The organism is Jeotgalibacillus campisalis (assembly GCF_000829515.1).
Taxonomy (GTDB): domain Bacteria; phylum Bacillota; class Bacilli; order Bacillales; family Jeotgalibacillaceae; genus Jeotgalibacillus; species Jeotgalibacillus campisalis.
Genome location: NZ_JXRR01000008.1, coordinates 184,672 through 206,307 on the forward strand (window position 1 = coordinate 184,672; position 21,636 = coordinate 206,307).

Annotated in this window: 22 protein-coding genes; 14 read left to right on the forward strand and 8 right to left on the reverse strand. The window is 41.8% G+C overall.

The genetic code is table 11. The annotated features are described in order from the left end of the window. Nucleotides 1-19: 19 nt before the first annotated feature. Nucleotides 20-865: an SDR family oxidoreductase gene (locus KR50_RS04370; protein WP_041055351.1), complete on the reverse strand. Its 846-nt coding sequence runs from the start codon at nucleotides 863-865 to the stop codon at nucleotides 20-22. Between the two features lie 326 nt (nucleotides 866-1,191). Between KR50_RS04370 and KR50_RS04375 the strand changes: the two genes are divergently transcribed. Next, complete coding sequence (locus KR50_RS04375; RefSeq protein ID WP_052476760.1) at nucleotides 1,192-1,545, forward strand: hypothetical protein; 354 nt, start codon at nucleotides 1,192-1,194, stop codon at nucleotides 1,543-1,545. Between the two features lie 61 nt (nucleotides 1,546-1,606). On the opposite strand, the gene KR50_RS04380 is transcribed toward KR50_RS04375, so the two are convergent. Continuing rightward, on the reverse strand, nucleotides 1,607-2,848 hold the full coding sequence (locus KR50_RS04380) for an ATP-binding protein (RefSeq protein WP_041055353.1): 1,242 nt from the start codon (nucleotides 2,846-2,848) through the stop codon (nucleotides 1,607-1,609). A 428-nt stretch (nucleotides 2,849-3,276) separates the two neighbouring features. On the opposite strand from KR50_RS04380, the gene ppc reads away from it, so the two are divergent. Further along, nucleotides 3,277-6,030: a phosphoenolpyruvate carboxylase gene (gene ppc / locus KR50_RS04385; protein ID WP_041055354.1), complete on the forward strand. Its 2,754-nt coding sequence runs from the start codon at nucleotides 3,277-3,279 to the stop codon at nucleotides 6,028-6,030. Nucleotides 6,031-6,285: 255 nt separating this feature from the next. After that, nucleotides 6,286-6,702 carry a hypothetical protein gene (locus tag KR50_RS04390; protein ID WP_041055357.1) on the forward strand — a complete coding sequence of 139 codons (417 nt, stop codon included), beginning with the start codon at nucleotides 6,286-6,288 and terminating at the stop codon, nucleotides 6,700-6,702. Nucleotides 6,703-6,869: 167 nt separating this feature from the next. On the opposite strand, the gene KR50_RS04395 is transcribed toward KR50_RS04390, so the two are convergent. Beyond that, the gene (locus tag KR50_RS04395) at nucleotides 6,870-7,583 is read right to left on the reverse strand and encodes a bacteriorhodopsin (protein ID WP_041055746.1); all 714 of its coding nucleotides are present in this window, start codon (nucleotides 7,581-7,583) and stop codon (nucleotides 6,870-6,872) included. A gap of 153 nt (nucleotides 7,584-7,736) precedes the next feature. Between KR50_RS04395 and KR50_RS04400 the strand changes: the two genes are divergently transcribed. The 3 genes from KR50_RS04400 to KR50_RS04410 all read left to right on the forward strand — a co-directional run bounded on the left by KR50_RS04400 (nucleotide 7,737) and on the right by KR50_RS04410 (nucleotide 9,896). Then, a complete protein-coding gene (locus KR50_RS04400; protein WP_052476761.1) occupies nucleotides 7,737-8,780 on the forward strand; it encodes a serine hydrolase in 1,044 nt (347 codons plus the stop codon). A gap of 142 nt (nucleotides 8,781-8,922) precedes the next feature. Then, the gene (locus tag KR50_RS04405; protein ID WP_041055360.1) at nucleotides 8,923-9,366 is read left to right on the forward strand and encodes an MraY family glycosyltransferase; all 444 of its coding nucleotides are present in this window, start codon (nucleotides 8,923-8,925) and stop codon (nucleotides 9,364-9,366) included. Nucleotides 9,367-9,380: 14 nt separating this feature from the next. Then, the gene (locus tag KR50_RS04410) at nucleotides 9,381-9,896 is read left to right on the forward strand and encodes a GNAT family N-acetyltransferase (RefSeq protein WP_041055363.1); all 516 of its coding nucleotides are present in this window, start codon (nucleotides 9,381-9,383) and stop codon (nucleotides 9,894-9,896) included. A gap of 67 nt (nucleotides 9,897-9,963) precedes the next feature. On the opposite strand, the gene KR50_RS04415 is transcribed toward KR50_RS04410, so the two are convergent. Beyond that, nucleotides 9,964-11,295: an alkaline phosphatase gene (locus KR50_RS04415; protein WP_041055366.1), complete on the reverse strand. Its 1,332-nt coding sequence runs from the start codon at nucleotides 11,293-11,295 to the stop codon at nucleotides 9,964-9,966. A 209-nt stretch (nucleotides 11,296-11,504) separates the two neighbouring features. Here KR50_RS04415 and KR50_RS04420 point away from each other — a divergent pair, with 209 nt between their 5' ends. Further along, nucleotides 11,505-12,407: an aminoglycoside phosphotransferase family protein gene (locus KR50_RS04420; protein ID WP_041055368.1), complete on the forward strand. Its 903-nt coding sequence runs from the start codon at nucleotides 11,505-11,507 to the stop codon at nucleotides 12,405-12,407. Nucleotides 12,408-12,436: 29 nt separating this feature from the next. Here KR50_RS04420 and KR50_RS04425 read toward each other — a convergent pair whose 3' ends face one another. Continuing rightward, nucleotides 12,437-13,192, reverse strand: a complete 756-nt coding sequence (locus KR50_RS04425; protein ID WP_041055370.1) for a MerR family transcriptional regulator — start codon at nucleotides 13,190-13,192, stop codon at nucleotides 12,437-12,439. 90 nt (nucleotides 13,193-13,282) lie between these two features. Between KR50_RS04425 and KR50_RS04430 the strand changes: the two genes are divergently transcribed. Next, the gene (locus KR50_RS04430; protein WP_041055371.1) at nucleotides 13,283-13,975 is read left to right on the forward strand and encodes a CPBP family intramembrane glutamic endopeptidase; all 693 of its coding nucleotides are present in this window, start codon (nucleotides 13,283-13,285) and stop codon (nucleotides 13,973-13,975) included. 38 nt (nucleotides 13,976-14,013) lie between these two features. On the opposite strand, the gene KR50_RS04435 is transcribed toward KR50_RS04430, so the two are convergent. Then, nucleotides 14,014-14,676, reverse strand: a complete 663-nt coding sequence (locus KR50_RS04435; RefSeq protein WP_041055373.1) for a hypothetical protein — start codon at nucleotides 14,674-14,676, stop codon at nucleotides 14,014-14,016. 193 nt (nucleotides 14,677-14,869) lie between these two features. On the opposite strand from KR50_RS04435, the gene KR50_RS04440 reads away from it, so the two are divergent. Further along, the gene (locus KR50_RS04440; protein ID WP_041055376.1) at nucleotides 14,870-15,925 is read left to right on the forward strand and encodes an LLM class flavin-dependent oxidoreductase; all 1,056 of its coding nucleotides are present in this window, start codon (nucleotides 14,870-14,872) and stop codon (nucleotides 15,923-15,925) included. 42 nt (nucleotides 15,926-15,967) lie between these two features. On the opposite strand, the gene KR50_RS04445 is transcribed toward KR50_RS04440, so the two are convergent. Next, on the reverse strand, nucleotides 15,968-17,815 hold the full coding sequence (locus KR50_RS04445) for a terpene cyclase/mutase family protein (protein ID WP_041055377.1): 1,848 nt from the start codon (nucleotides 17,813-17,815) through the stop codon (nucleotides 15,968-15,970). Nucleotides 17,816-18,015: 200 nt separating this feature from the next. On the opposite strand from KR50_RS04445, the gene KR50_RS04450 reads away from it, so the two are divergent. From KR50_RS04450 to KR50_RS04470, 5 genes are all read left to right on the forward strand, one after another. After that, nucleotides 18,016-19,482, forward strand: coding sequence for a protein adenylyltransferase SelO (locus KR50_RS04450; RefSeq protein WP_041055379.1), 1,467 nt, complete (start codon nucleotides 18,016-18,018; stop codon nucleotides 19,480-19,482). A gap of 134 nt (nucleotides 19,483-19,616) precedes the next feature. Then, nucleotides 19,617-19,829 (forward strand): hypothetical protein, encoded by a 213-nt coding sequence (locus KR50_RS04455; protein ID WP_156969456.1) that lies wholly within the window; start codon nucleotides 19,617-19,619, stop codon nucleotides 19,827-19,829. Between the two features lie 321 nt (nucleotides 19,830-20,150). Beyond that, nucleotides 20,151-20,627, forward strand: a complete 477-nt coding sequence (locus KR50_RS04460) for a DUF2975 domain-containing protein (RefSeq protein ID WP_041055384.1) — start codon at nucleotides 20,151-20,153, stop codon at nucleotides 20,625-20,627. A 9-nt stretch (nucleotides 20,628-20,636) separates the two neighbouring features. Next, on the forward strand, nucleotides 20,637-20,849 hold the full coding sequence (locus KR50_RS04465) for a helix-turn-helix domain-containing protein (RefSeq protein ID WP_041055386.1): 213 nt from the start codon (nucleotides 20,637-20,639) through the stop codon (nucleotides 20,847-20,849). 46 nt (nucleotides 20,850-20,895) lie between these two features. Then, nucleotides 20,896-21,402: a hypothetical protein gene (locus tag KR50_RS04470; protein ID WP_041055389.1), complete on the forward strand. Its 507-nt coding sequence runs from the start codon at nucleotides 20,896-20,898 to the stop codon at nucleotides 21,400-21,402. 39 nt (nucleotides 21,403-21,441) lie between these two features. Here the strand turns inward: KR50_RS04470 and KR50_RS04475 are convergent, their stop codons facing one another. Beyond that, nucleotides 21,442-21,627 carry a hypothetical protein gene (locus KR50_RS04475; RefSeq protein ID WP_041055392.1) on the reverse strand — a complete coding sequence of 62 codons (186 nt, stop codon included), beginning with the start codon at nucleotides 21,625-21,627 and terminating at the stop codon, nucleotides 21,442-21,444. Nucleotides 21,628-21,636: the final 9 nt, after the last annotated feature.

A 21,636-nucleotide genomic window follows, 5' to 3' on the forward strand; every position in this document is an offset into this window, starting at 1 on the left:
TACTGTTTTTTAGCGTAACCTAAAGCCAATACTGTTTAAAATCCCTAATATATTCATTAATAGACGTCTGTTTTTTGCCGGTTATTTTTTCAAAATCATTTGAAATTCCTTTGGCTAACCCAAGCTTTGTAGGAAAGTGAATGCCTGTGACTACGTTAATAAAGGAGCTGTCGGCTCCTTGTGAGAGCATCCAGCTTTTAAATTCTTTTACAGAAGGATTCGTATACTCAACAGGTGTTTCTAAAATGTGTGTCATTCTTTTTGCCACTTCATAAAAAGTCAGCGCTTCATTTCCCGTAATGACATAAGACTTATTTTGATGAAGGGATGGATTTCTAAGTGCCATAACTGCAATTTCTGCCAGATCGCGGGCATCGACAAAACTTGTTTTTCCATTACCGGCAGGGACAAAAATTCTTTTTCGCTCTTTCAGTTCCTGCAATAAAAAGTCATTTAAATTCTGCATAAAGTATCCTGCTCGAATAAATGTGTAAGGGATGCCTGTTTTTTTAATTAACTTTTCATTTTTATAATGATGAATAAAGGGCATGAATTGAACATCTTTTAAAGATAGATAAACGATGTGTTTGACCGATCGCTTCTTTGCCGTCTCTAAAAATCGTTCGAATTCAATGCCCTCTCCAGGGGGATAAATAAGAAAAATGCTGTCTACATCACTGAGTGCCTGCTCAAATGTTTCAGGCTTGGTAAAATCCAGCAGGGTGAACGAATAATCGCTGCCATAGTTTGCTTTTGCCTTTTCTAGGCTTCTTACGGCACATGTACTGACAATAGAGGCTGACTTTGCTTTTTTGGCTACTTCAAATCCTGTTTTTCCGTTAAACCCAGTGATTAATGTCTTCATGGAATCATCCTCTCTGTTATTCATTGTACATCAGTAGTTTTTTAGGTGGGAAGTAAGTATGTTTATTTTAAATATAGAGGAAATTGCCTTTACTATTTATTGAAAATTCAGTATAATATACTTACTAAGAAAACAATAGAGTTTCTTCGCTGATATGCTGTTGAGACAAAACAGACGAATTTCATACATCCTTGGTAAGATGCTGTGGGCACTAGAACTATCAGCAAAGCCGAAATGGATCGAATAAATCGATCTTTTTCGGCTTTTTTATTTTGACAGCTCTATTGATTCATAAAAAGCTAGAATAAGATAATAGGAGGAAAGCAATGACACAAACCAGAGTACTTCCTTCAAAGATCCGCTATGTATTTACCCGTGTGAAAGATTCGTTTGAAGAAAATGGAACAATCTTCATTTCCTTTTCTGCAAGATTAACTAGAGAATATCCCCATGCCGGATTTACTGAAAATGAACGAATTTGGTTTGATTTTCAAGAACTTAAGAAATGCCATGCCAACTGTAAAATGAGCGGGCTGCGAGAAGGAATCTCAACCTACCTTCTTTCTGAAGAAGTATTTGAAGAACTGGTCAAGCTGTCTTCCCATTGTCCGAAAGAGCTTTATCATATAACGCCTATTTTTGAAGATACGTATTTTAAGAAACTGGCCAAGTACGGTTGAACCGGCTGGCTTACATACACGATGATAAAAATCAGCCCGTTTTAGGAGCTGATTTTTCCGGTTATTTAACAGGAATCTTAAGTTGAAAGGTGGTTCCGACACCTTTCTCACTGTCAATTTCAATTCTTCCTCCAATTTTGTCTACCACACTGTAAACCATTACCATGCCAAGACCCGTGCCTTCCTTTTTGGTTGAATAATACGGCTTTCCGATCAAGGAGGCTTCCTCTTCTGTCATACCTTCACCCGTATCTTTTATGCAGATAATGATATATGGCTTTCTGGAAAAAACATCAATGGAAAGAATGCCGCCCTTTTCTTTCATGGCTTCAATCGCATTTTTATATAAGTTAATCAGACATTGCTGAATTTGATTTTGATCAAATTTGCGGGTCAGATCATTTTCAAAGGTAAATTCAATTTCAACTAAATGCTGGTGAGCGTATGGAACCATAATATTGTTTACATACTCTATTTCATTTTCTAAATTTGTCGTGATCATATTTTTCGCTTGAGGCTTCGCAAATGAAAGAAAGTCACTGATGATTTTCTCGGCTCTTTTTAATTCATTTAATGAATAATTAATATATTCCTTATCCCCTGCCTGCACCGTTTTAGACTCCTTTAACAACTGGAGGAATCCGCTTGTTACTGTGAGCGGGTTGCGAATCTCGTGTGAAACGCTTGCAGAAAGTTCGTTGATGACGTTAAGCCGTTCTGACTGCAGATACTGTTCTCTCTCTTGGTTATTTGCAATAATCTTTTCAATTAAAATTAAGACCACCACAACGCCAATGACATGGATAGGAACAATATTCACTGCAATCATCCAGTACTCTTCGTTGAGGACCGGGAAAAACGCAGTGAGTGTAACAAGATAAAAACCGACGACTAAAAATGACGCAATGCCCCCCCATATAATTCTATTTCTGGGGCTTAATTGGATAAATTTTTTGCACCAATAAGGCACAACAAGTAAAACGACTGTTGAAAAAAGAAAAGATTGAATCATGCCTTCTCCGCCTAAAATAAAGCGATAAACATTTAAAATAAGATAGAGAGGGACCGCCACTTTGTAGCCAGAAAAAAGGGCTGCTATGATAAATGGGATATACCTAAGATCAAAATTAAATCCAAGCTCCATTTTAATAGGAAAAGTCATCGTCAGCACTAAAGGAAAGGAGGCTAATAGCAGGAATACACGATGGTCCCGGAAATGACTTAAACGATCTTCAAAGAAAATAAGGTAAATTAAAACCGGAAGTAGAATAAATAGAAAATTATTTAATAGGGTTTCAGTCATCGCTTTCTTCCTTTCGTGAGTTCGTGTGCATCGGGTATGGAAGAAAAAAGCTGTATGGGTTCAATGTGTATTTAAATTGAAGACTCTATTCAATTCAAAATAATATAATCCCATAGAGCGAACACGCTAAGCATCTAACATGGGGACATACAGAAAAATCGATTAGTGGATAAGCTTATTTTTCTTCCCCATTCAATCCCTCAATCTTTAATAGGGCTTATTAAGTAATTTAGCAAGGCAAAGCATAGTCTGGCAAGGGCTAAACGAAATGACGCACCAAAAATGACAAGAAACAGTTCAAAAAGACATGATTTCAACACTGTAATCCCCATTTTAGCTAATTTCTTTTGTTCCTCCTTCTTTTCGGCTATAATAATGTTTTAAGGTTGAAATTTAACTGAATTTTTGGAAATTAGGAGGAAATGGATATGACTGAATCAACAGATCGTAACGCACCCTTACGCAGTGATGTGAAGAAGCTCGGCTCTATTTTGGGCGAAGTTTTAATTCATCATGGAGGGATTTCTCTCTTAAATAAAGTAGAAGAAATAAGAGAGACGACGAAAAACCTGAGAAAAGAATACAATGAAGAAACCTATAGACATTTAAAAGAAGAGATCAGTGCGATCAAACCGCCCATGCGTGAGCAGGTGATTCGTGCATTTTCCATCTATTTTCATATCATTAATATTGCAGAGCAAAACCATCGAATCCGCCGTTTCAGACAATACCAGCTTGATGACGATGGTGTTATTCAGCCAGCGTCCATTGAAAGCGCAGTAGCTTACATAAAAGAGAATGATTTTGCGCCGGAGGAAATTCAGCAAATTGTTAATGATTTGTCGATTGAATTAATTATAACCGCTCATCCAACAGAGGCAACGAAGCGTACAGTGCTCGAAGTGCAGAAGCGGATTTCCCTTCTGCTCCGGGCGCTTGATAACCCGTATTTAACCAAAAAAGAAAGAAGAAAGCTTGATGATAGCTTATTTAATGAAGTAACAGCACTTTGGCAGACTGATGAACTGCGTCACCGCAAGCCGACTGTCATAGATGAAGTGAAAAATGGCTTATATTACTTTGATGAAACGCTTTTCGCTGTTCTTCCTGCCATTCATCAGGAGCTTGAAGATAAGCTCGAGGATTACTATCCTGATCTGGAATGGACGGTTCCAAACTTTCTTCACTTCGGTTCTTGGATCGGCGGAGACCGGGACGGTAACCCGCACGTTACACCTGAAATCACGTGGGAGACTCTTGAAATGCAGCGCAAATTGGCACTGAAAAAATACGATCAGGCACTCGTGGACCTGATGAAGCGGTTCAGCCAGTCGATTACCCGCGTAGAAGTGAGCGAAGAGTTATTCCGATCTGTGAATGAGGATGAGCAGACGTATTTAACGGAGGATGAAGCGTGGCCTGTAGAAGGAGAAGTGTATCGCCGCAAGTTTGCGGTCATGCTAAAGCGGGTGCGGGAAGTAGGAAAATCCGATCTGGGCTACAAGGACGCTGAGGAACTGCTGTCAGATTTAATCTTAATTAAAGAAGATGCAGAAACTCACCAGCCGGATAACCGTAAACTCAAAACCATCCGGAAAGTCATTCGTCAGGTGCAGTTGTTTGGATTTCACCTTGCAACACTCGACATACGAAACCACAGCGGGGAACACGAAGCCGCTATGACAGAGATTTTAAATGTGATCGGCATTACAGAGGACTATGCTTCGCTTTCGGAGGAAGAAAAACTTACAATTCTTGAAAACGTGTTAAAGGATCCAAGACCTGTCACGCTTTTGCAGGAAGATTATTCGAAAGAAACGCAGGAAGTTTTTAAGGTTTTTCAAATGATTAAAAAAGCACATGATGAATTTGGCAAGCGCTCGATTGATGTTTACCTGATCAGTATGACTCAGGCATCAAGTGATCTTCTTGAAGTGCTCGTACTGGCAAAAGAAGCGGGTATTTACCGTCTGCATGCCGATGGGAATGTAGAGAGCAACTTAAATGTGGCGCCGCTTTTAGAAACGGTCGACGATTTAATCGCAGGTCCTCATATTATGAAAACATTGTTTGAAATGGATGTTTACCGCAGTCATCTTGGAAAGCACGGTGACCACCAGGAAATCATGCTTGGCTATTCAGATGGAAGCAAAGACGGAGGAACGCTGACGGCGAATTGGAAGCTCTTCAACGCACAGCAGGAAATCCACGAAATGGCGAGAGAATATAATGTGGGACTGAAGTTCTTCCACGGCCGCGGAGGCTCTCTTGGCCGGGGCGGCGGTCCGTTAAACCGCAGCATTCAATCGCAGCCTGGTGAAACACTGGGGCACGGCGTTAAGATCACCGAGCAGGGTGAAGTCTTATCCTCACGCTACCTGCTTGGCGACATCGCATACCGTAATCTTGAGCAGGCGGCTTCTGCTCTGTTAGAGGCTTCAGCTAAAGCCATCCGTCAGTTTAAAGACGGACATGCACTTCCTGCAGAGTGGAAAGAGGCCATCACACAAAGCTCGGATGCTGCTTTAAAGAAATATCAGGCGCTCGTTTTTGGAGACGAAGACTTTTTGACTTATTTTAAACAGGCCACACCACTTGGCGAGTTGGGAGAGCTTAATATCGGCTCACGTCCAATGAGCCGTAAAGGAAGTCAGAAATTTGAAGATCTTCGGGCTATTCCTTGGGTATTTGCCTGGACACAATCAAGACAAATGCTTCCAGCCTGGTATGCTGCTGGAACAGGGCTTCATTCGGTTGCCTCACAAGGACCGGAGCAGGTGGAAACACTAAAAGACATGTACGAAAACTGGCCATTCTTTAAGTCAACCATCAACAATCTTCAAATGGCGTTATTAAAAGCCGATTTAACCACAGCAAAAGAGTACTTATCTTTAGTACATGATCCTTCAATTGCAGAGCGCATCTTCGGAGAAATCTCAGATGAATATGCTCTGACAAAAGAAGTACTGTTGAAGATTACAGGCAATACCGAGCTTCTCGATCATACACCAAACATTCAAGACAGCGTGAATCTGCGAAATCCTTACGTAGATCCGCTTAACTTCATGCAGGTTGAGCTGATTAAAAAGATGCGCGAATCAGATGATCACTCAGACGAACTGCTGACAGAAGTACTGCTGACGATCAATGGCGTTGCCGCAGGACTCGTTAATACAGGTTGATTTGTAAAGTAAAAGAGCGATAATCAGAAAATCCACTTTTCTTCTGGAAAAGTGGATTTTTGCTGTCTATAGGGGTTTTCCGAAGGCATGTCCGTTGAATTTAACTGAGGACATTACGCTGCTATAGTTGCAGTTTAAGAGATTCCCGCTCCTTAGGTTATAAAATGTGAAAGAAAGCAAGGTAAATATCCTTCCATATCATAGTTCCCGATCAACGTGCATACGATGAAAAAAACGGTTGGAGTGAACAGGAAGATGACAAGAATTCAAACAACAGGCATTTGCTTAGCGATACTAGTAATCGCACTAGCGGTTTTGTTCAGCCAGACACCCGTGCAGGAAAAGCCCGTTGGGGCAGTGTTCGCTCAGTTGTCCGAAACAGAACAGGAACTCTCCTTAAAAGAAGTTCAAGTATTCAATGACGCGCTGCTTAATGAAGGAGCCCTGTATGATCAAATCAGAACGGAATTGACAAATAAGGGCTACGCGCCTTTCCGAATTATGGGGAATGCCTATACGACTGACCAAATCGCTCTTCAGGTTCAGCTGCAGGAACAAGCGGCAACAGCGGAAAATAAGGAAGAGATTCAATTGCTTTTCACTGAACTGATTATTAAAAATGGATTGAGCCCTTCACGTTTTGATGTTGAAGTAAGTTCGGTTTTATATTGAGGTAAACCGGTCTTTCGTGGACCGGTTTTTTGTATGGACCCGGACTGTTGAAATTAATGAGAATAGCGTTAAATAGGATCAAACACGCAGTTTCCTTATTTTATCAGGTCGGATGTTGATCTTAAGAAAAAAGAGAAACATGCCGCCCCCACGGTTCTTCTGAAAAGTTATGAAACCGTTTTTTTGCTTGCGGCTGCTGGGGCATGAAGGGCTTTTAAGCCATGCAAGTCCAATAAACTAAAGCCGACTTTTGATAAAATAGGAAGAAAAATAAAGATAGCAACATCCGTCAGCTCCTGTGTTAAGCCCAAGCCGGAAGGGCCTATGATCCAGGCTGAGGGATAACATACCCATAGAATGGTCAGGTACGCTGCAGTCCGTTTAAAATGCTTCTCAAGTGCTAAGCCGCCCTCCCTGGCAATTTTAAGCAAAGGTCCCCAGATTAAGTATAAAATAAAGACAAGTGCACCCACGCCGATAAAATACCAGACATACGTTAGGGCAGGCGGAGAAAAATCCCCAATTAAACCAGTTAAAATCATCAATACATCTGCTGACACCAACGACCAAATCAATACTTTATTTTTTCGAGGCGAATAAAACATTGCAGTCAATGCCAGTGCCACCAGCAATAAAGGGGTGGTGACCACCCAATCAATATATCTGGCAAAGTAAACGGTTTTGTCAGAGGTTTCAAACAGCCCCTGTCCAATGGCAATTGAAAAGTAAGCTAAGCCGGACCATATAGGAATGATCGACGCAATTAAAAATTCATAGGATGGTATTCCAGTTGGTCTTCGGCTCAACCAAATAAAGTAACCCGCTCCTGAAAACATCACAGCAGCATAAACCCAGTGTAGTAAAACAATCGTTTCGTTCATGTTCTTCACTCCTTTTACGTCTATACGTTAAACAGTATGGACATCAGAGCGAATAATGAAACGTTCAATGTGAATGCAGCATCAAAGCAACTGGAGATTTTAGTAGATAGATGAAGAGGGCAAGAAGCTAGATCAGATTTATTAATCATAGAAATGGAGCTGATCACGATAATTTCCTGGTTTAAGAAATTCCATCATGATCCGGACATTGTTTTAAGGTATACAAAGAAAAGACAAGCGAAGAAGGACGTTTCCTTAGTTATAAGACGAAATAAACAAGAGCTGATATCCATTAATCCTGAGATCCCTCTGCCTCTAGCAAGTACCGTAAAAATCATCCTTGTAATTGAATTCGCGCGGCAGGTTAGTGTAGGGAAAATCGATGAAAATAAGCGGTTTCCAGAAGATGAGCTGTTGAAGTATTATGTTGAGCATACGGATGGTGGAGCTCATAAAAAATGGGTGGAGGAGTTCAATAAAGACCACTATTCATTAAAAGAAATTGCGATCGGAATGGCAGCCTACAGTTCGAATGCGAATACTGATTTCCTGTTGGATTATCTGGGGATAGAAGAGGTAAATCAGCTTCACAAATCATTAAACCTAAACCAACATTCGATGATTTTCCCGCTGGTGTCTTCATTATTTATTTGTAATTACGTAAGTTTTAAAGAGAAAATTTCGAACAAAAGGAAACAATTAAATCGCATGCAAACCATGCCGATGAGTGAATATATACAGTATTCTCTCATAATACATGAACACGTAACAAATCAAGGGAAACAAGCGTACATGGAAAATATAAATCTGAATTATGAATTTCAGAAAATCTGGTCTGACCGTTTACCATCAGCATCTGCAGCTGATTATGCAAGGCTGGTGGAAATGATCAATGATGGAAAGGTTTTTAGTGAGAAAATGCAAAGCTGCATAGAAGAAATCCTTGGATATTCCATCTTTAAAAATGAGAAAAACAGAAAATGGATTGAGCGTGGAGGTGTTAAAGGGGGATCCACGTTATTTGTATATACATATGCTTCTTATACAACGGATAAAGACGGGAATCAAACAGAAATTATTTTTTTCTCTAATAATCTGAACGCGCTGACTTTAAGAAGAATACAAACGAACTTTAATCAATTTGTACTGAAGGTTTTGACAAGTGACGAGTATCGAAAGAAAATAAGCAGAGTGTGATAAGAGCTGAGACTGCAAGTTCCGACGATTTAAATTTAGTGAGAAAGATATGTATAGCTTTCTTTGACCCAAATGACCTGCCTGCATGAGTATTAGCATCCCATCATACCATGGTAAAAACATGTAAAGGTGCTGAATCTATTTGAACAGGATAAAAGGCAGTTTGCTCGCTGGATTGATCGCATTTTTTTGCATTGTCCTTGTCATTAATGTGGCATTGTATGAGACAGTACTGAATATGAGCCTGCTGAGCGGACTTGTTATCGGAACCGCACTTGGACTATACTTTAGCCGTATGACAATGCAAGGTTTGGCGGTCACATTTTGTATGATTTGTTTAAGCGGAGGATGTCTGGCGCTAATGATTCCCGACTACACTTACAGCGAAGCGACTGCACTTGTCGGGCTGACGAAGCCTGGCGTGCTTGCTGTACATGAACAGAAAAAAATACCAGGGGATTATGATGAGTTTTCGCTCATTCGGCCTGCGTGGCATTACCATATCAGCATGAAAATGGAGGACAAGCTGGTTTCCTACCGTGTAAATCCTGTGACAGGGGATATAACGCAATTATCCAATGATTAATAGGAGAATCCTTAATGAATATAAATACGAAGCGATTGAAAATAAGAGAATTCAGAGAAGACGACTGGCGGGATCTCTGGATTTATTCGAAAAATGAAAAAGTGATGACTTATATACCAGAGGGAGTCATGTCAAAAGAAGCCGCCAAAGAATTTGTTGAAAAAAACAGTGGAGAGAAAGCAGAGAATTATCCGATTATTTTGAGAGAGAATGACAGGTTAATCGGACATCTTGTTTTCCATCCGTATTTTGGTGATCACACATATGAAATTGGCTGGATCATGAACCCCGCTTATCAGAGAGTTGGCTATGCCAGCGAAGCGGCAAAAGCAATCCTTGAGTACGGCTTCAGTGAATTGAAACTGCACCGCATCATCGCCACATGTCAGCCTGAAAATAAAGCCTCTTTCAAGGTGATGGAAAAGATCGGGATGAGAAAAGAAGGCTATTTTAAACAATGCATTCCCCATGAAAATGGTTGGTGGGACGAGTTTTATTATGCGATTCTGGCTGACGAAGCACAACAATAAAAAGCACGGACAGGGAAGCCTGTCCGTGTTTTCTTCATTTCTTTACGAAATAAATCGTTGATCGAACTTAGAAATCAATCTTCATTGCCTCTGCCATCAGCTCAGGCATATCTGTATTGTCAAGAAGACCGTGGAACAACCCAGAACCTGGTCCATACGCATAAACTGGCACATCTACTCCGGTGTGAGCTGAAGTGGACCAGCCTACATAAGCACGTTCACTGACAATCGTATTAATGGTCATGCCGACTTCACCTTCAGGAGCCGTTTGAATTCTGCCTACTTCTTCAGCCGTTAATTTAAGTCCGGTATGCTCTTGCACTACTTTGCGGGCGTTGCCGCGTTTTTTATTCATCTGAGAAGCCATGAATTCACCTGTAGCTTCTACGTTGCGAAGTATTTCAACGTTGGCGTTGTATTCGTCATATCCGCCAACAGACATGCCGCCTGTGTCGTGGTCTCCTGCAATGACAACAAGTGTCTTCTTATCTTTTTTCGCGTAGGCAAGCGCTTCTTCAACTGCTTCTTCAAATGCTTCGGAATCATGCATGGCCCAAGCTGCATCATGAGCGTGGCCCGCCCAGTCGATCTGGCTGCCTTCTACCATAAGGAAGAACCCTTTTTTATTCGTAGATAGAGAATCAATCGCCGTACTTGTCATTTCAGCAAGGCTTGGTTCTTCAGTCATTTCACGGTCAAGCTCTGGCGCCATTGCACCATCTGCAAATAGACCCAGTATTTTTTTCTCTTTGCCATTTAGATCCATCAGATCGTCTCTATCCTCTACAATGGCATAGCCGTTTTCTTCTGATTCTTCAATTAAATTACGCTCTTCTTGCTTGCCGCCAAGTGATTCAGGAAGAAAATTGGACTTTCCGCCGCCAAATAGTACATCAACTTCATTGACCATCTGCTGAGCGATAGCCGCTTCACTGCCTCTTGATTGCACATGAGAAGCAAATACAGCCGGGGTTGCGTGTGTGATGGTGGATGTTGCCACTAGTCCGGTAGATTTGCCGGCGTCATCAGCCGCTTCTAAGATCGACTCCACGGTGCGGCCATTTGGTGTAACGCCAACCATTCCGTTATTCGTTTTATAACCGGTTGCCATGGCTGTTCCGGCTGCTGCAGAATCGGTGACCCAGTTATCAGAGGAATTGGTTTGCATCATGCCGACAAGAAGGGGATCAAGAACCGTTTCTTTTCCTTTAAAGATGCGATAGTTTGTTGCATAGGCTGCAGAATACCCATCTGGAATCATGAAAATGACGTTCTCGATCTTTGACTTGCCTTTTTCATTTTTAGAAGGTCCTGCCTCTGCTTCGTGAACATACGTAACACCTGAAACGACCATGGCTGTACACAATGCTGCTGCTGCAAATCCTTTGAATTTTTTCAATTCAATTCCTCCTATGAAGTCGATTAGCTTACATTTATTAGTTTAATAGGACATAATTGAGAGAGTATAAAGAGCGTATAAAAGATAAGTGAAGTTTAATACGAAAAGATTTCAAATAGGGTTATGATGTTAAAATTAGTATTTTAAGGTAAATTAAAAGTGTTATTAATCATAAAGGATCGTAAGAAAATGCAAAAGGGGGCCCTTTCATGGAGTTTCAGGATGAATTTATAAAATCGGTGCATCTGTATGCAAAAGAAAAGGGAGAGGACTGGCTTATGAAACTACCATTTTTAATTCAGCATGCTGAGCAAAAATGGAATTTGACGGTAAAGGAGCCATACACTCTTTCTATTAATTATGTGGCGCCTGCTGAAAGGATGGATGGGGAGAGGGTAGTTATTAAGATTTGCCTGCCAGGTGACGGTTTTACCCATGAACTAAGGGCCCTGAACCATTTTAAGGGCAATGGGATGGTGCGCCTGCTCGATTGGGATGAAGAAAAAGGCATCCTGCTGCTTCAACACATTTCACCGGGCACTTCACTTAAAGATGTGCTGCAAGACGAAGAAGCCTGCAAGATCGCTGCTCGTGTGATCAAGCGTCTAGCACACCCTGCTCCTGCAGAAACAGTGATTCCAACGGTTGAAGATAGGCGAAAATCACTTGGGATAATGATGGCTGCGCATCCTGAAGGGGTGGGACCCATCACATTTCCTGTCCTTAGCAAAGCATTGAATCTTTTTTCATACTTAACACAATCAGTCCGGCAGCCGTATCTGCTCCACGGAGATTTTCATCACTATAACGTTTTACTCTCAGGTGAAAAGGAGTGGGTAGCCATCGATCCTAAGGGCTTGATCGGCGAGATTGAGTATGATTTAATCCAATTCTTATTAAATTGTCTGCCTGACAAAGAACTGATCGCCTGTACAAAAAGAAGGGTGGCAATTTTTACAGAGGAACTGGACTTAAATGAGGAACGATTGCTGCAGTGGGGGTATTGCCATACAGTCCTTTCAACTGCCTGGTCAGTTGATGAGCAGGGCGGTTACAGTGAAAGCTTTTACCAGATGATTGACGTGTTTGAAAGACTGATGGAGGGAGCGTAATCTCCATCTAACCGGCATTGAGAGACAGATTAGATTACCTGCTGCTCATAATAAAGAACCGCTTCTTCCATAAAAGCCATTACATCATCTTGAACAGGATAAAAGTTTAAGTCAGCTGACGCGGTTTTGGATTTGCGCGCTTCAAAAAACTTCTCAGCTAAAGCGGTGTTTCCTTTAAATAATTCGTTTGAAAGAATCAGCGTATCTTCTGCAATAAGTTGTCCGTCGCGGGTCTCAGGTCCTTTTCCTTCTTCGAGACAAATCTCAATTCGTTTTATTAGGTTCATCCATTTCGTAAGCTGTTCATGATCTGTCTCCATTTTAGGCAAACGTTTCCGGAGTATTTCTTTTTCATCGTCAGAAAATAGAACTTCCAACGCTTTTTTCCTGCGAAGGTCCTTTACGTTTTGATCCTCAGCTACAAGCGGAAGCAGCTGATTCCATTTTAATTCTCCCTCTAGTTTCAGTATGTTAAAAAGAGTATGCGTATAATCGAGCGATTGTTTAAGCTCATCCATTTCTTGTTCAAGCTGCTCCTTGTGGATGGTAAGGGTTTTGAATACTGTTGTTTGGGTGATCATTTTTTGAATGTCTTCGAGCGTCATGGAGGCTGATTTTAAAAGCTGTATTTTTTGAAGCAAGAGTAAATTTTGGGGTGAATAAAGACGTTTTCCATAGTCATCCTTCAAAGCAGGGTTCACTAATCCAATTTCATCATAATAACGCAATGTCCTCAGTGACAAATTAAGTTTCTTTGCGACTTCTCCCGTTGAAAAATAATCCATTTTACTTTTCCTCCTAAAATAAGCTTGCGGGTAACGCTGCGTAACCTTTTATGCTTACTTTATCACATAAATTTTAGGAGGAAGCTTAATATGAAAGAAATAATGACAGAGATGAAATGGACATATAGAGAACTCTTTGTCCTTTTGGCATTGGTACTAATAGTAGTGCCGATTTTCATTGAAGAACTTCTGCAAAATCGCTTAGTTGACTTGATTGGGAACCAACTTTACTCAGGGACGTTGACAGGATTGATCATGGCGATCGTATTTATGCTTGGCGTGTATTTTGTCTTACTAAAACCCCGTGGACTTGGATGGGAGGCAGTCGGTATTTGTTCATTCCCCAAAAAATATTGGACAGCCGTGGCGGGATGGACAGTTGTCATGATCGCAGGAAGTATCACCATAGTAGTGGGAATGGACCTGTTAGGGTTTGGTACAGATAATGCAAAAACGGAATCATTAAAAATGGAGATAAATTGGTTTACGTTTGGGATTGCCTTTGTTTCCGCTGCCATTATTTCACCTATTTATGAAGAAATTTTCTACCGGGGGTTTCTCTACAAATGGTTTAAAGTAAAATGGGGGATACCAGCGGGCATTCTCTTCAGTTCTATCATTTTTACGGTGGTTCATATTCCTACCTACAATACACTGCCTGTCAATTTTGTCTCAGGTATCATTTTTGCGTGGACATATGAAAAGTCAGGTTCGATTCTTCCTGCAATGATCATACATAGCATTCTTAATGGACTTGCTGTTGTTTTGACCGCTTTATTTTAGAATAAGTTACTCTTTTTCCATACATGATTTTTTCTTGTTTACCATAATGATTTTTCTTCATACTCGTAGGAAATTCCATCATCTTCTATTAAATAGTGCATTTCTTCTTTTTCCAGAATGGAAATAAGGATGAAAGACTTGTTCAAGAGATTTTGATTGTAGCGGGTAAGAATCGTGTTCAGCTTCTCGGGATCAAGGGTTGGTGAACAAACAGCAAGCATTTGATGAATCAGGTCAATCTGACCGTTTAAATAATGTTCTAACTCTGATGTTCGTTCATCCCCATTTACCATTTGCTCACTCAATAGAAATAGAGATTGATTAACCAGTTGAATGGTTTCCTGGTCGAGAGGCCCATGCTGAGCAGAAGCAGTTAGATAATTCACTTGATAGGCAAGTTTTGATTCTATTTCTTCTGCTTTGACAAAATAGGAATGGATCTCTTCTTCTACATGGCTTCCAGTGAGTGCTTCAATCGAAGGAAAGTGCGAAGTGCCCGGGATAAACCATGTATAAGCGGCGTATAAGTTCCAGGTTAATACTAACCCTCCAACCACCCCACCTAGTACGAAAAACGGCTTTTTCCCTTTTGATCCTCTATACGTATTGTGTGCCAAAGAACCATGTATGTACTCCTGATTTTTCAGGCGGTTGATTTCTTTCATTTTTTTTTTGAATTCACGCTGACGTTTGTTTAACAAAATGGTTCTCCTATCCCTTTTTGAGACTATTATACTAAATAAGAGTGGATAATTAAATATAATAACCATTTATTACATTAAATATATGTAAATATATTTAACAAAAACTATGTTATTCAGTTTAAAGAACCTCATAACTCGAGCTTCCCACTTTATTGAAGTATAATGGTTCAAAAAGAGGGAGGGGTCATGATTGAAAAACGGCATAAATCCGGAAAAAGGGTTAGAGTTTGGTCTGTATACACTTGGAGATCATCTTCCAAATCCTTTAACAGGAGAAAGAATATCGGCTGAACAGCGGATTCAGGAAATTATCGAATATGCAACGCTTGCCGATGAGGCGGGGATCGATTTTTTCAGCGTCGGTGAAAGTCATCAGGAATACTTTGTGACGCAGGCTCATGCAGTCGTGCTTGCAGCGATTGCCCAGGCGACGAAAAGGATTAAAATCGCAAGCTCATCAACAATTATCAGTACATCGGACCCTGTACGTGTTTTTGAAAACTTTGCGACGATTGATTTGATTTCAAAGGGACGGGCAGAAATTGTGGCTGGCCGTGCGTCACGTGTGGGGCTTTTTGAACTTCTGGGCTATGATGTCCGTGATTATGAAGCGCTGTATGAAGAAAAGTTTGATCTGCTGCGCAAGATTAATGAAGAGGAAGTAGTAAATTGGCGTGGTGAATTCCGTGCTCCTTTAAGAGGGGCAGAAATCCTGCCTCGGCCTCAAAAAGGGTCGCTGCCTATTTGGCGCGCAGTTGGCGGCTCCCCGGGAAGTGCCATTAAAGCAGGCACTGCAGGTGTGCCGATGTTTTTAGCTCACTTAGGCGGTGCAGTTGAATCGTTTAAGCCGTCCGTGGATGCGTATCGTGAAGCCGCAGTTTCGGGTGGATTTGATCCAGCGGAACTGCCGATTGCGACAGCTGGCTTTTTTTATGCAGCCGAAACCTCCCAGCAGGCAGTCAAGGAAATGTATCCTCATATCAATGAGGGGATGAAAAAAACAAATGGCCAGGGCTTTCCTGAACGGCTTTTTGCTCAGGGAGCGCATCGCCAAAGCGTCATTAATATAGGCAGTCCACAGGAAATCATCGAAAAGATTCTTTATCAGCATGAAGTGCTTGGCAATCAGCGATATGTGGCACAAATTGACTTTGGCGGCGTGCCGTTTGAGCGCCTCATGAAAAATATAGAGCTTATTGGAACAGAGATTTTGCCGGCAGTAAAAAAGTATACGGCGAAGAAATAGTGAAAAGCTGCAGTCCGGGTGAGGACTGCGGCTTTTTTCAGCTTACAGTGCAGCGTATTTTTTCAGTACGATCAGCGGCCAAATGTAATTATAGCTGTGGTAATAGACGTAAAAATTACCTGGAAGTCCTGCACCGGTCGGGTAGCGGTACGTCCAGTCTTTAGTTTTCAGCTGTCCCAGCAAACAGTTTATTCCGCGCTCTATGGACGGGGTTTTTTGCTTGTGCACACTGAGCAATGCATCGAGTGCCCAAGCAGTTTGGGAGGGCGTGCTTGAACCAAGGGGGATATAATGCATTACCTGGTCGCTTAAACAGGATTCACCCCAGCCCCCGTCTTCATTTTGAACACGTTCAAGAAAGGAGACCGCTTTTTTTATAGCAGGATCCTCTCCATTTAATCCTGCAGCAGACAAGCCGGTTACAGCGGACCACGTTCCGTAAAGAAATGAAATGCCCCATTTACCGTACCAGGAGCCATCGGACTGCTGATTCTTTTTCAGCCAGCGAATGGCATGCTGTATAGCGGAATGCTGAAAAGGAAGACGCGCTTCACTGCTTAAAAATTCGAGAGTCCGTCCTGTTAAATCAGCCGTGGAAGGGTCAATGGCAGCATGGGATGCACCATCCATCGGCACGAAGGTGAGCAGCTGGTTAGTTTTTGCCCGTTCGAATGCCGGCCAGCCGCCGTCCTCGTTCTGAATTGCTAAGACCCAACTTACACCTCGCAGATACGATTCTTTTAGGGATGGATCGACTGTTATAGAAGGGCTGAGCGCTCGTAAGGAAGCGGTCGTGTCATCGACATCCGGATGAATGGTGTTGCTGTCGGAAAATCCCCAGCCGCCAGGAGAAGTCTGATCAGCTGTAAGGATCCAGTCCCCAAATTTGTCATGCTGATGCTTAAGGAGATACACCTCTGCTTTTTTTCGTTTATATGGTGAAAAAGGAAGGTCGTGCAGCGCATGGCATAGGAGAGCGGTGTCCCAGACAGTAGAAGTGGAGTTCTGAATATGCCATCCGTTGTTTGTGAGGCAGCGATGTGTTTTTAGTCCTGTGATCGCCTTTTGAATCAGAGGGTGCTGCTTTGAATAGCCTTCACTAACTAAAGCAAAGAGCATGTAAAAGGTAGAGGAAACGTAACTGTATAACGTTCCATCTCCTTCGATGCGCTGAAGCATATACGTCACAAGACGCTTTCTGGCACGCTGATGCACGAGGTGAGGCAGACCGGCAATGGAGGAAGCGGTTTGGTAAATGCCTGAAAGAAGTGAGCGCGAATGTTCATTTAGCTGCTCAGAAGGGGTTCTTATCAAAAGTGCGCTCATGTCCGGTATATCCTTTTCGCCGAGCTGAAAGCGGCTGTCAGTTAAAAGAAGAATCGGTGCCATATGAACGCGTGCATAGCTGCTGAAATCATAAAACGAAACAGGAGAGGAAGAAGGAAACAAGATGAAGTGGACAGGCAGATGCAGCAGGTTAGGCCATGGATATTGTCCGTGAATAGCGAGCATGATTTTCGTCATGGAGTGAGCAGCACCAAGCCCTCCCTGAGCCAAAATAAATCGGGAAGCTTTCTGTGCGGACCTCTCACTTTTTTTCCAATAACCTGTATATAAAAGAGCAAAATACGCTTCAATTGTAGCCGATAAATTTCCGTTATCACCGGGGTATATGGACCAATAGCCATCAGGGTGCTGTAGGGAAGCAACACGCGCGCCAAGTTCATTCATCAGGCTTTCATCTGTGGTAAAGGTTTTTAACAGCAGCATCATATTGGTATCTGTCATCAGACTGTTTTCAAAGCAGAAACGAAAGCTTCCATCCGGTGCCTGATGAGCTTCAATTTCGTTGATCAACTGTCCGATTAGTTCATTTATTTGGTTCTGCATGTTCTTTCTCCCCCTCAATTTCATCCTTCTATTTTTATTCTTGTTAAAAGGTTTTATGAAAATGGGGAAAATCATTTTAATATTAGCGTAACGAGGGAAAAGGTATAATAAGTGAGCAGGGGAAAACAATAACAACAGCTTATGTAGAATTAATTTTTATCCAATAAAAATAGATATCTGTACTAGACAAGGAGGATTTGATGACACAAAGTCATGCAGGATGGAAGTTAGAAAACAGCTACAGCCAGCTGCCGTCACTTTTTTTTACTCCGATCGATCCAAATCCGGTCCCAACACCGGAGTTCGTGCTTTTTAATGAAGCACTAGCCGATTCACTTGGACTCAGCTCAGACGCTCTGCACAGTGATGAAGGAGCTGCTATTTTTGCTGGAAATAAGGTTCCTGAAGGGTCTCTGCCGATTGCTCAAGCTTACGCCGGACACCAGTTTGGCAACCTGACAATGCTTGGTGATGGACGTGCTTTGTTAATTGGAGAACAAATTACCCCATCAAACGAACGATTTGATATTCAGCTGAAAGGCTCCGGACGCACGCCTTTTTCACGGGGTGGAGACGGCCGTGCAGCACTCGGTCCCATGCTGCGTGAATATGTCATCAGTGAAGCCATGCATGCTCTTGGCATCCCGACGACACGCAGTCTCGCTGTAGTCAAAACAGGCGAAGACATTATTCGTGAAACCCTGCTTCCAGGCGCTGTTATGACACGTGTCGCATCCAGTCATTTGCGTTTTGGAACCTTTCAATACGCAGCGGGAGTGGAGGAAGGAAAGGAATTGAAAGCTCTTGCAGACTATGCAATTGAACGTCATTATCCTGAGATCAAGGAAGATGAAAACCGCTACCGGTCTCTACTTGCCAAAGTGATTGAAAAGCATGCTTCGCTTATTGCCAAATGGCAGCAGGTCGGTTTTATTCACGGTGTGATGAACACAGATAATATGTCCATTTGCGGAGAAACCATTGATTATGGACCTTGCGCATTTATGGATTCATATGATCCTGCAACAGTATTTAGCTCTATTGACGCTCAAGGGCGATATGCTTACGGCAATCAGCCTAAGATAGGCGGATGGAATCTTGCGCGCTTTGCGGAAACACTGCTGCCGCTGCTGCATGAAGATCAAAAAAAGGCGGTAGAAATTGCGCAGGCAGAAATCGAAGCGTATGGAAGAATCTATCACGAAAAATGGCTGAGCAATATGAGAGGAAAGCTTGGACTTTTCCGCGCTGAAGACGGGGATGAAAAGCTGATTGAAGAACTGCTTGGGCTGATGAAAGATCATAAATCAGATTTTACGAATACGTTTCGTATGCTGACGGATGGCGTAAAAGAGGAAGAAGGACTTTTCGCTGCACCTGAATTTAAACAGTGGGAAACGAAGTGGCAAGAAAGACTAAGCAGTCAGTCCGGGTCACTTGAGGAAGCAAAAAAACAGATGCAGCAGCATAACCCGGTCGTGATTCCGCGTAATCATAAAGTGGAAGAAGCACTTGAAGCGGCGGTTCGGTACGATGACTATACCGTGCTCACCAATCTGCTTGAGGTGTTATCAAGACCTTATGACTATTCAACCAGTAAAACAAGTGCGTACTGCATTCCACCGGATCCTTCAAACGGACGGTACAGAACGTTTTGCGGGACGTAATTACAGGGCAATCAATTCAAAAACAGGCTTAACGAAAAGGTTGAGCCTGTTTTTTCTGTCTATAACAGGTTCTTGTGCTTCATACTCAAATTTGAAATAATAGGAACTTGTCTTAAATGGAAGAGGTGCTTCTCTTGTTACAACGTATAATCCAAAAGAACAATAAGCAGATTTTTGTGATATCACAGTTCATTCTGGTGGCATTTTTAGCTCTGGCAATTTATACATTTTTCACGAAAGAAGCCTCTGCGGCCAAGATACTTGCAGTTCTTTCATTTGCAGGAAGTGGAGTTCTATTAATTATTTCTCTGATCGGCAGTTATCGAATGCGGAGAGACAAAGCGTAAGACAGCTTATGTCTCCCGTTATTTAATAGTATACATATTTTTCCACTCAATACAAAAGTGATCCTAACCTTCAAGACAAATAGTTTAGAGACTGCTCGACCTCGCAACTTTACTATTCTACTGGAAAATTCGTCACCATTGTTGACTCTGAGGCGCAGACCATAAACAAAATGCGCTTTTCTCTAATTCCACGAGACGGATTAAATTCCACCACCCCGAGATTGTTATAAATAATTATATCTAAAAAACGGTAAAAATTTATTGATAAACAATAAATTCAAAGGTATAATTTATTATATATCAATAGCGAGGATGATACTTATGAAAAAAGGAACAATCAATTTTCTTAAAGGTACGATTTTTATTATTGCGATTGCAACCTTATTTTTATGCTTGTTTTGGCTTCCGCAGCAGGCGGAGAGTGCAGCCCAATCAGCACCTGAATTCGCCAGTTTGAAATATCCTGTGTTATTTGGCCTGTATGCAACCGTTGTTCCATTTTTTCTTGCTTTGTATCAGGCGTATAAATTACTGGACCTTATCGCGGACCGCCGTGCTTTTTCAGAGTCCTCTGCTGCTGCATTGGGACGCATTAAATCAAGTGCGTTTGCGATCATGCTTATTTACATAGCAGGTATGGTCATGTTAGGAATGATGAGTGCGCTGCATCCAGGCATTGCACTGGTCGGTCTGGTGATCTTATTTGCTGCTTTAACCATTGCGATCTTTACGGCAGTTCTTCAAACACTGCTAAAAGATGCATTGAAATTAAAATCTGAACATGATTTAACGATTTGAGGTGATAAGATGGCGATTGTAATTAATGTGGACGTGATGCTCGCAAAAAGAAAAATGAGCGTAACCGAATTATCGGAGAAAGTGGGCATTACCATGGCTAACTTATCTATTTTAAAAACGGGGAAAGCAAAAGCCGTGCGATTTTCCACCCTTGAAGCCATCTGCAAGGCGCTGGATTGCCAGCCGGGTGACTTACTCGAATACCAGCCGGACGAATCCTGAAACCATTTGAAGCCTATAACGTAAATAGAAAAAAGGGGCGACAAATATGGAAAAAATCGTATACTTCTCGGACCAGTTTTTTTCAGCCGGAAGAAAGGATATTTGGAACGAATCAAAAGAAAAAATCGGGGTGCTGGATTTGAAAAGTGCCTTCACTTCGGGTGTAAATGTAGAAAATGCTGAGGGAGAGTTGATGGTGGAAGGAGGGTTTCCTTTTTTATCAGGCAAGTGGCTCGTCAAGCAGAGAGACGGTACAGAGCTTGGTGAGGTAAAGGGGAATTTTTCCTGGTTCTCGAAAAGTTACCGGTATACAGCTGATAGAGGCCACTTTGAAATAGAATCACCTGCTTTTTCAAGAGAGTACCGTATGGTGGACGAAAACGGGGAAGAAGCGGCCACATTTAAAAAGGTAAACGGATTCTTTCAGGCTCCTGCCTATGAACTGGTAAATAAATCAACAATCCTTTTAACGGATGAACTGATTGCAGTGGTCATGGGTGTGAATGCAATTGAAAAAAGAAGAAAAGCCGCTGCAAGCAGTGGAGGAGGATAACAAAAATCCGGCTCAGATAAAAACCTGAGCCGGATTTTTTTATTTCCCCAAAATAGCCAAAAAAGTTTTAAAGATCAAATAAAGAGAAAATACGATGATAGCAATAATCGCAATCCAGGTAAAAACCGGTATGAGACTTGATAAGAATGTTCCCGCTAAAGGAAGCCTTAATAATGCGAAACCAGCGATAATACCAGCGAGCAGCAGAAAAATGAATTTGTCCATTGTCATCTC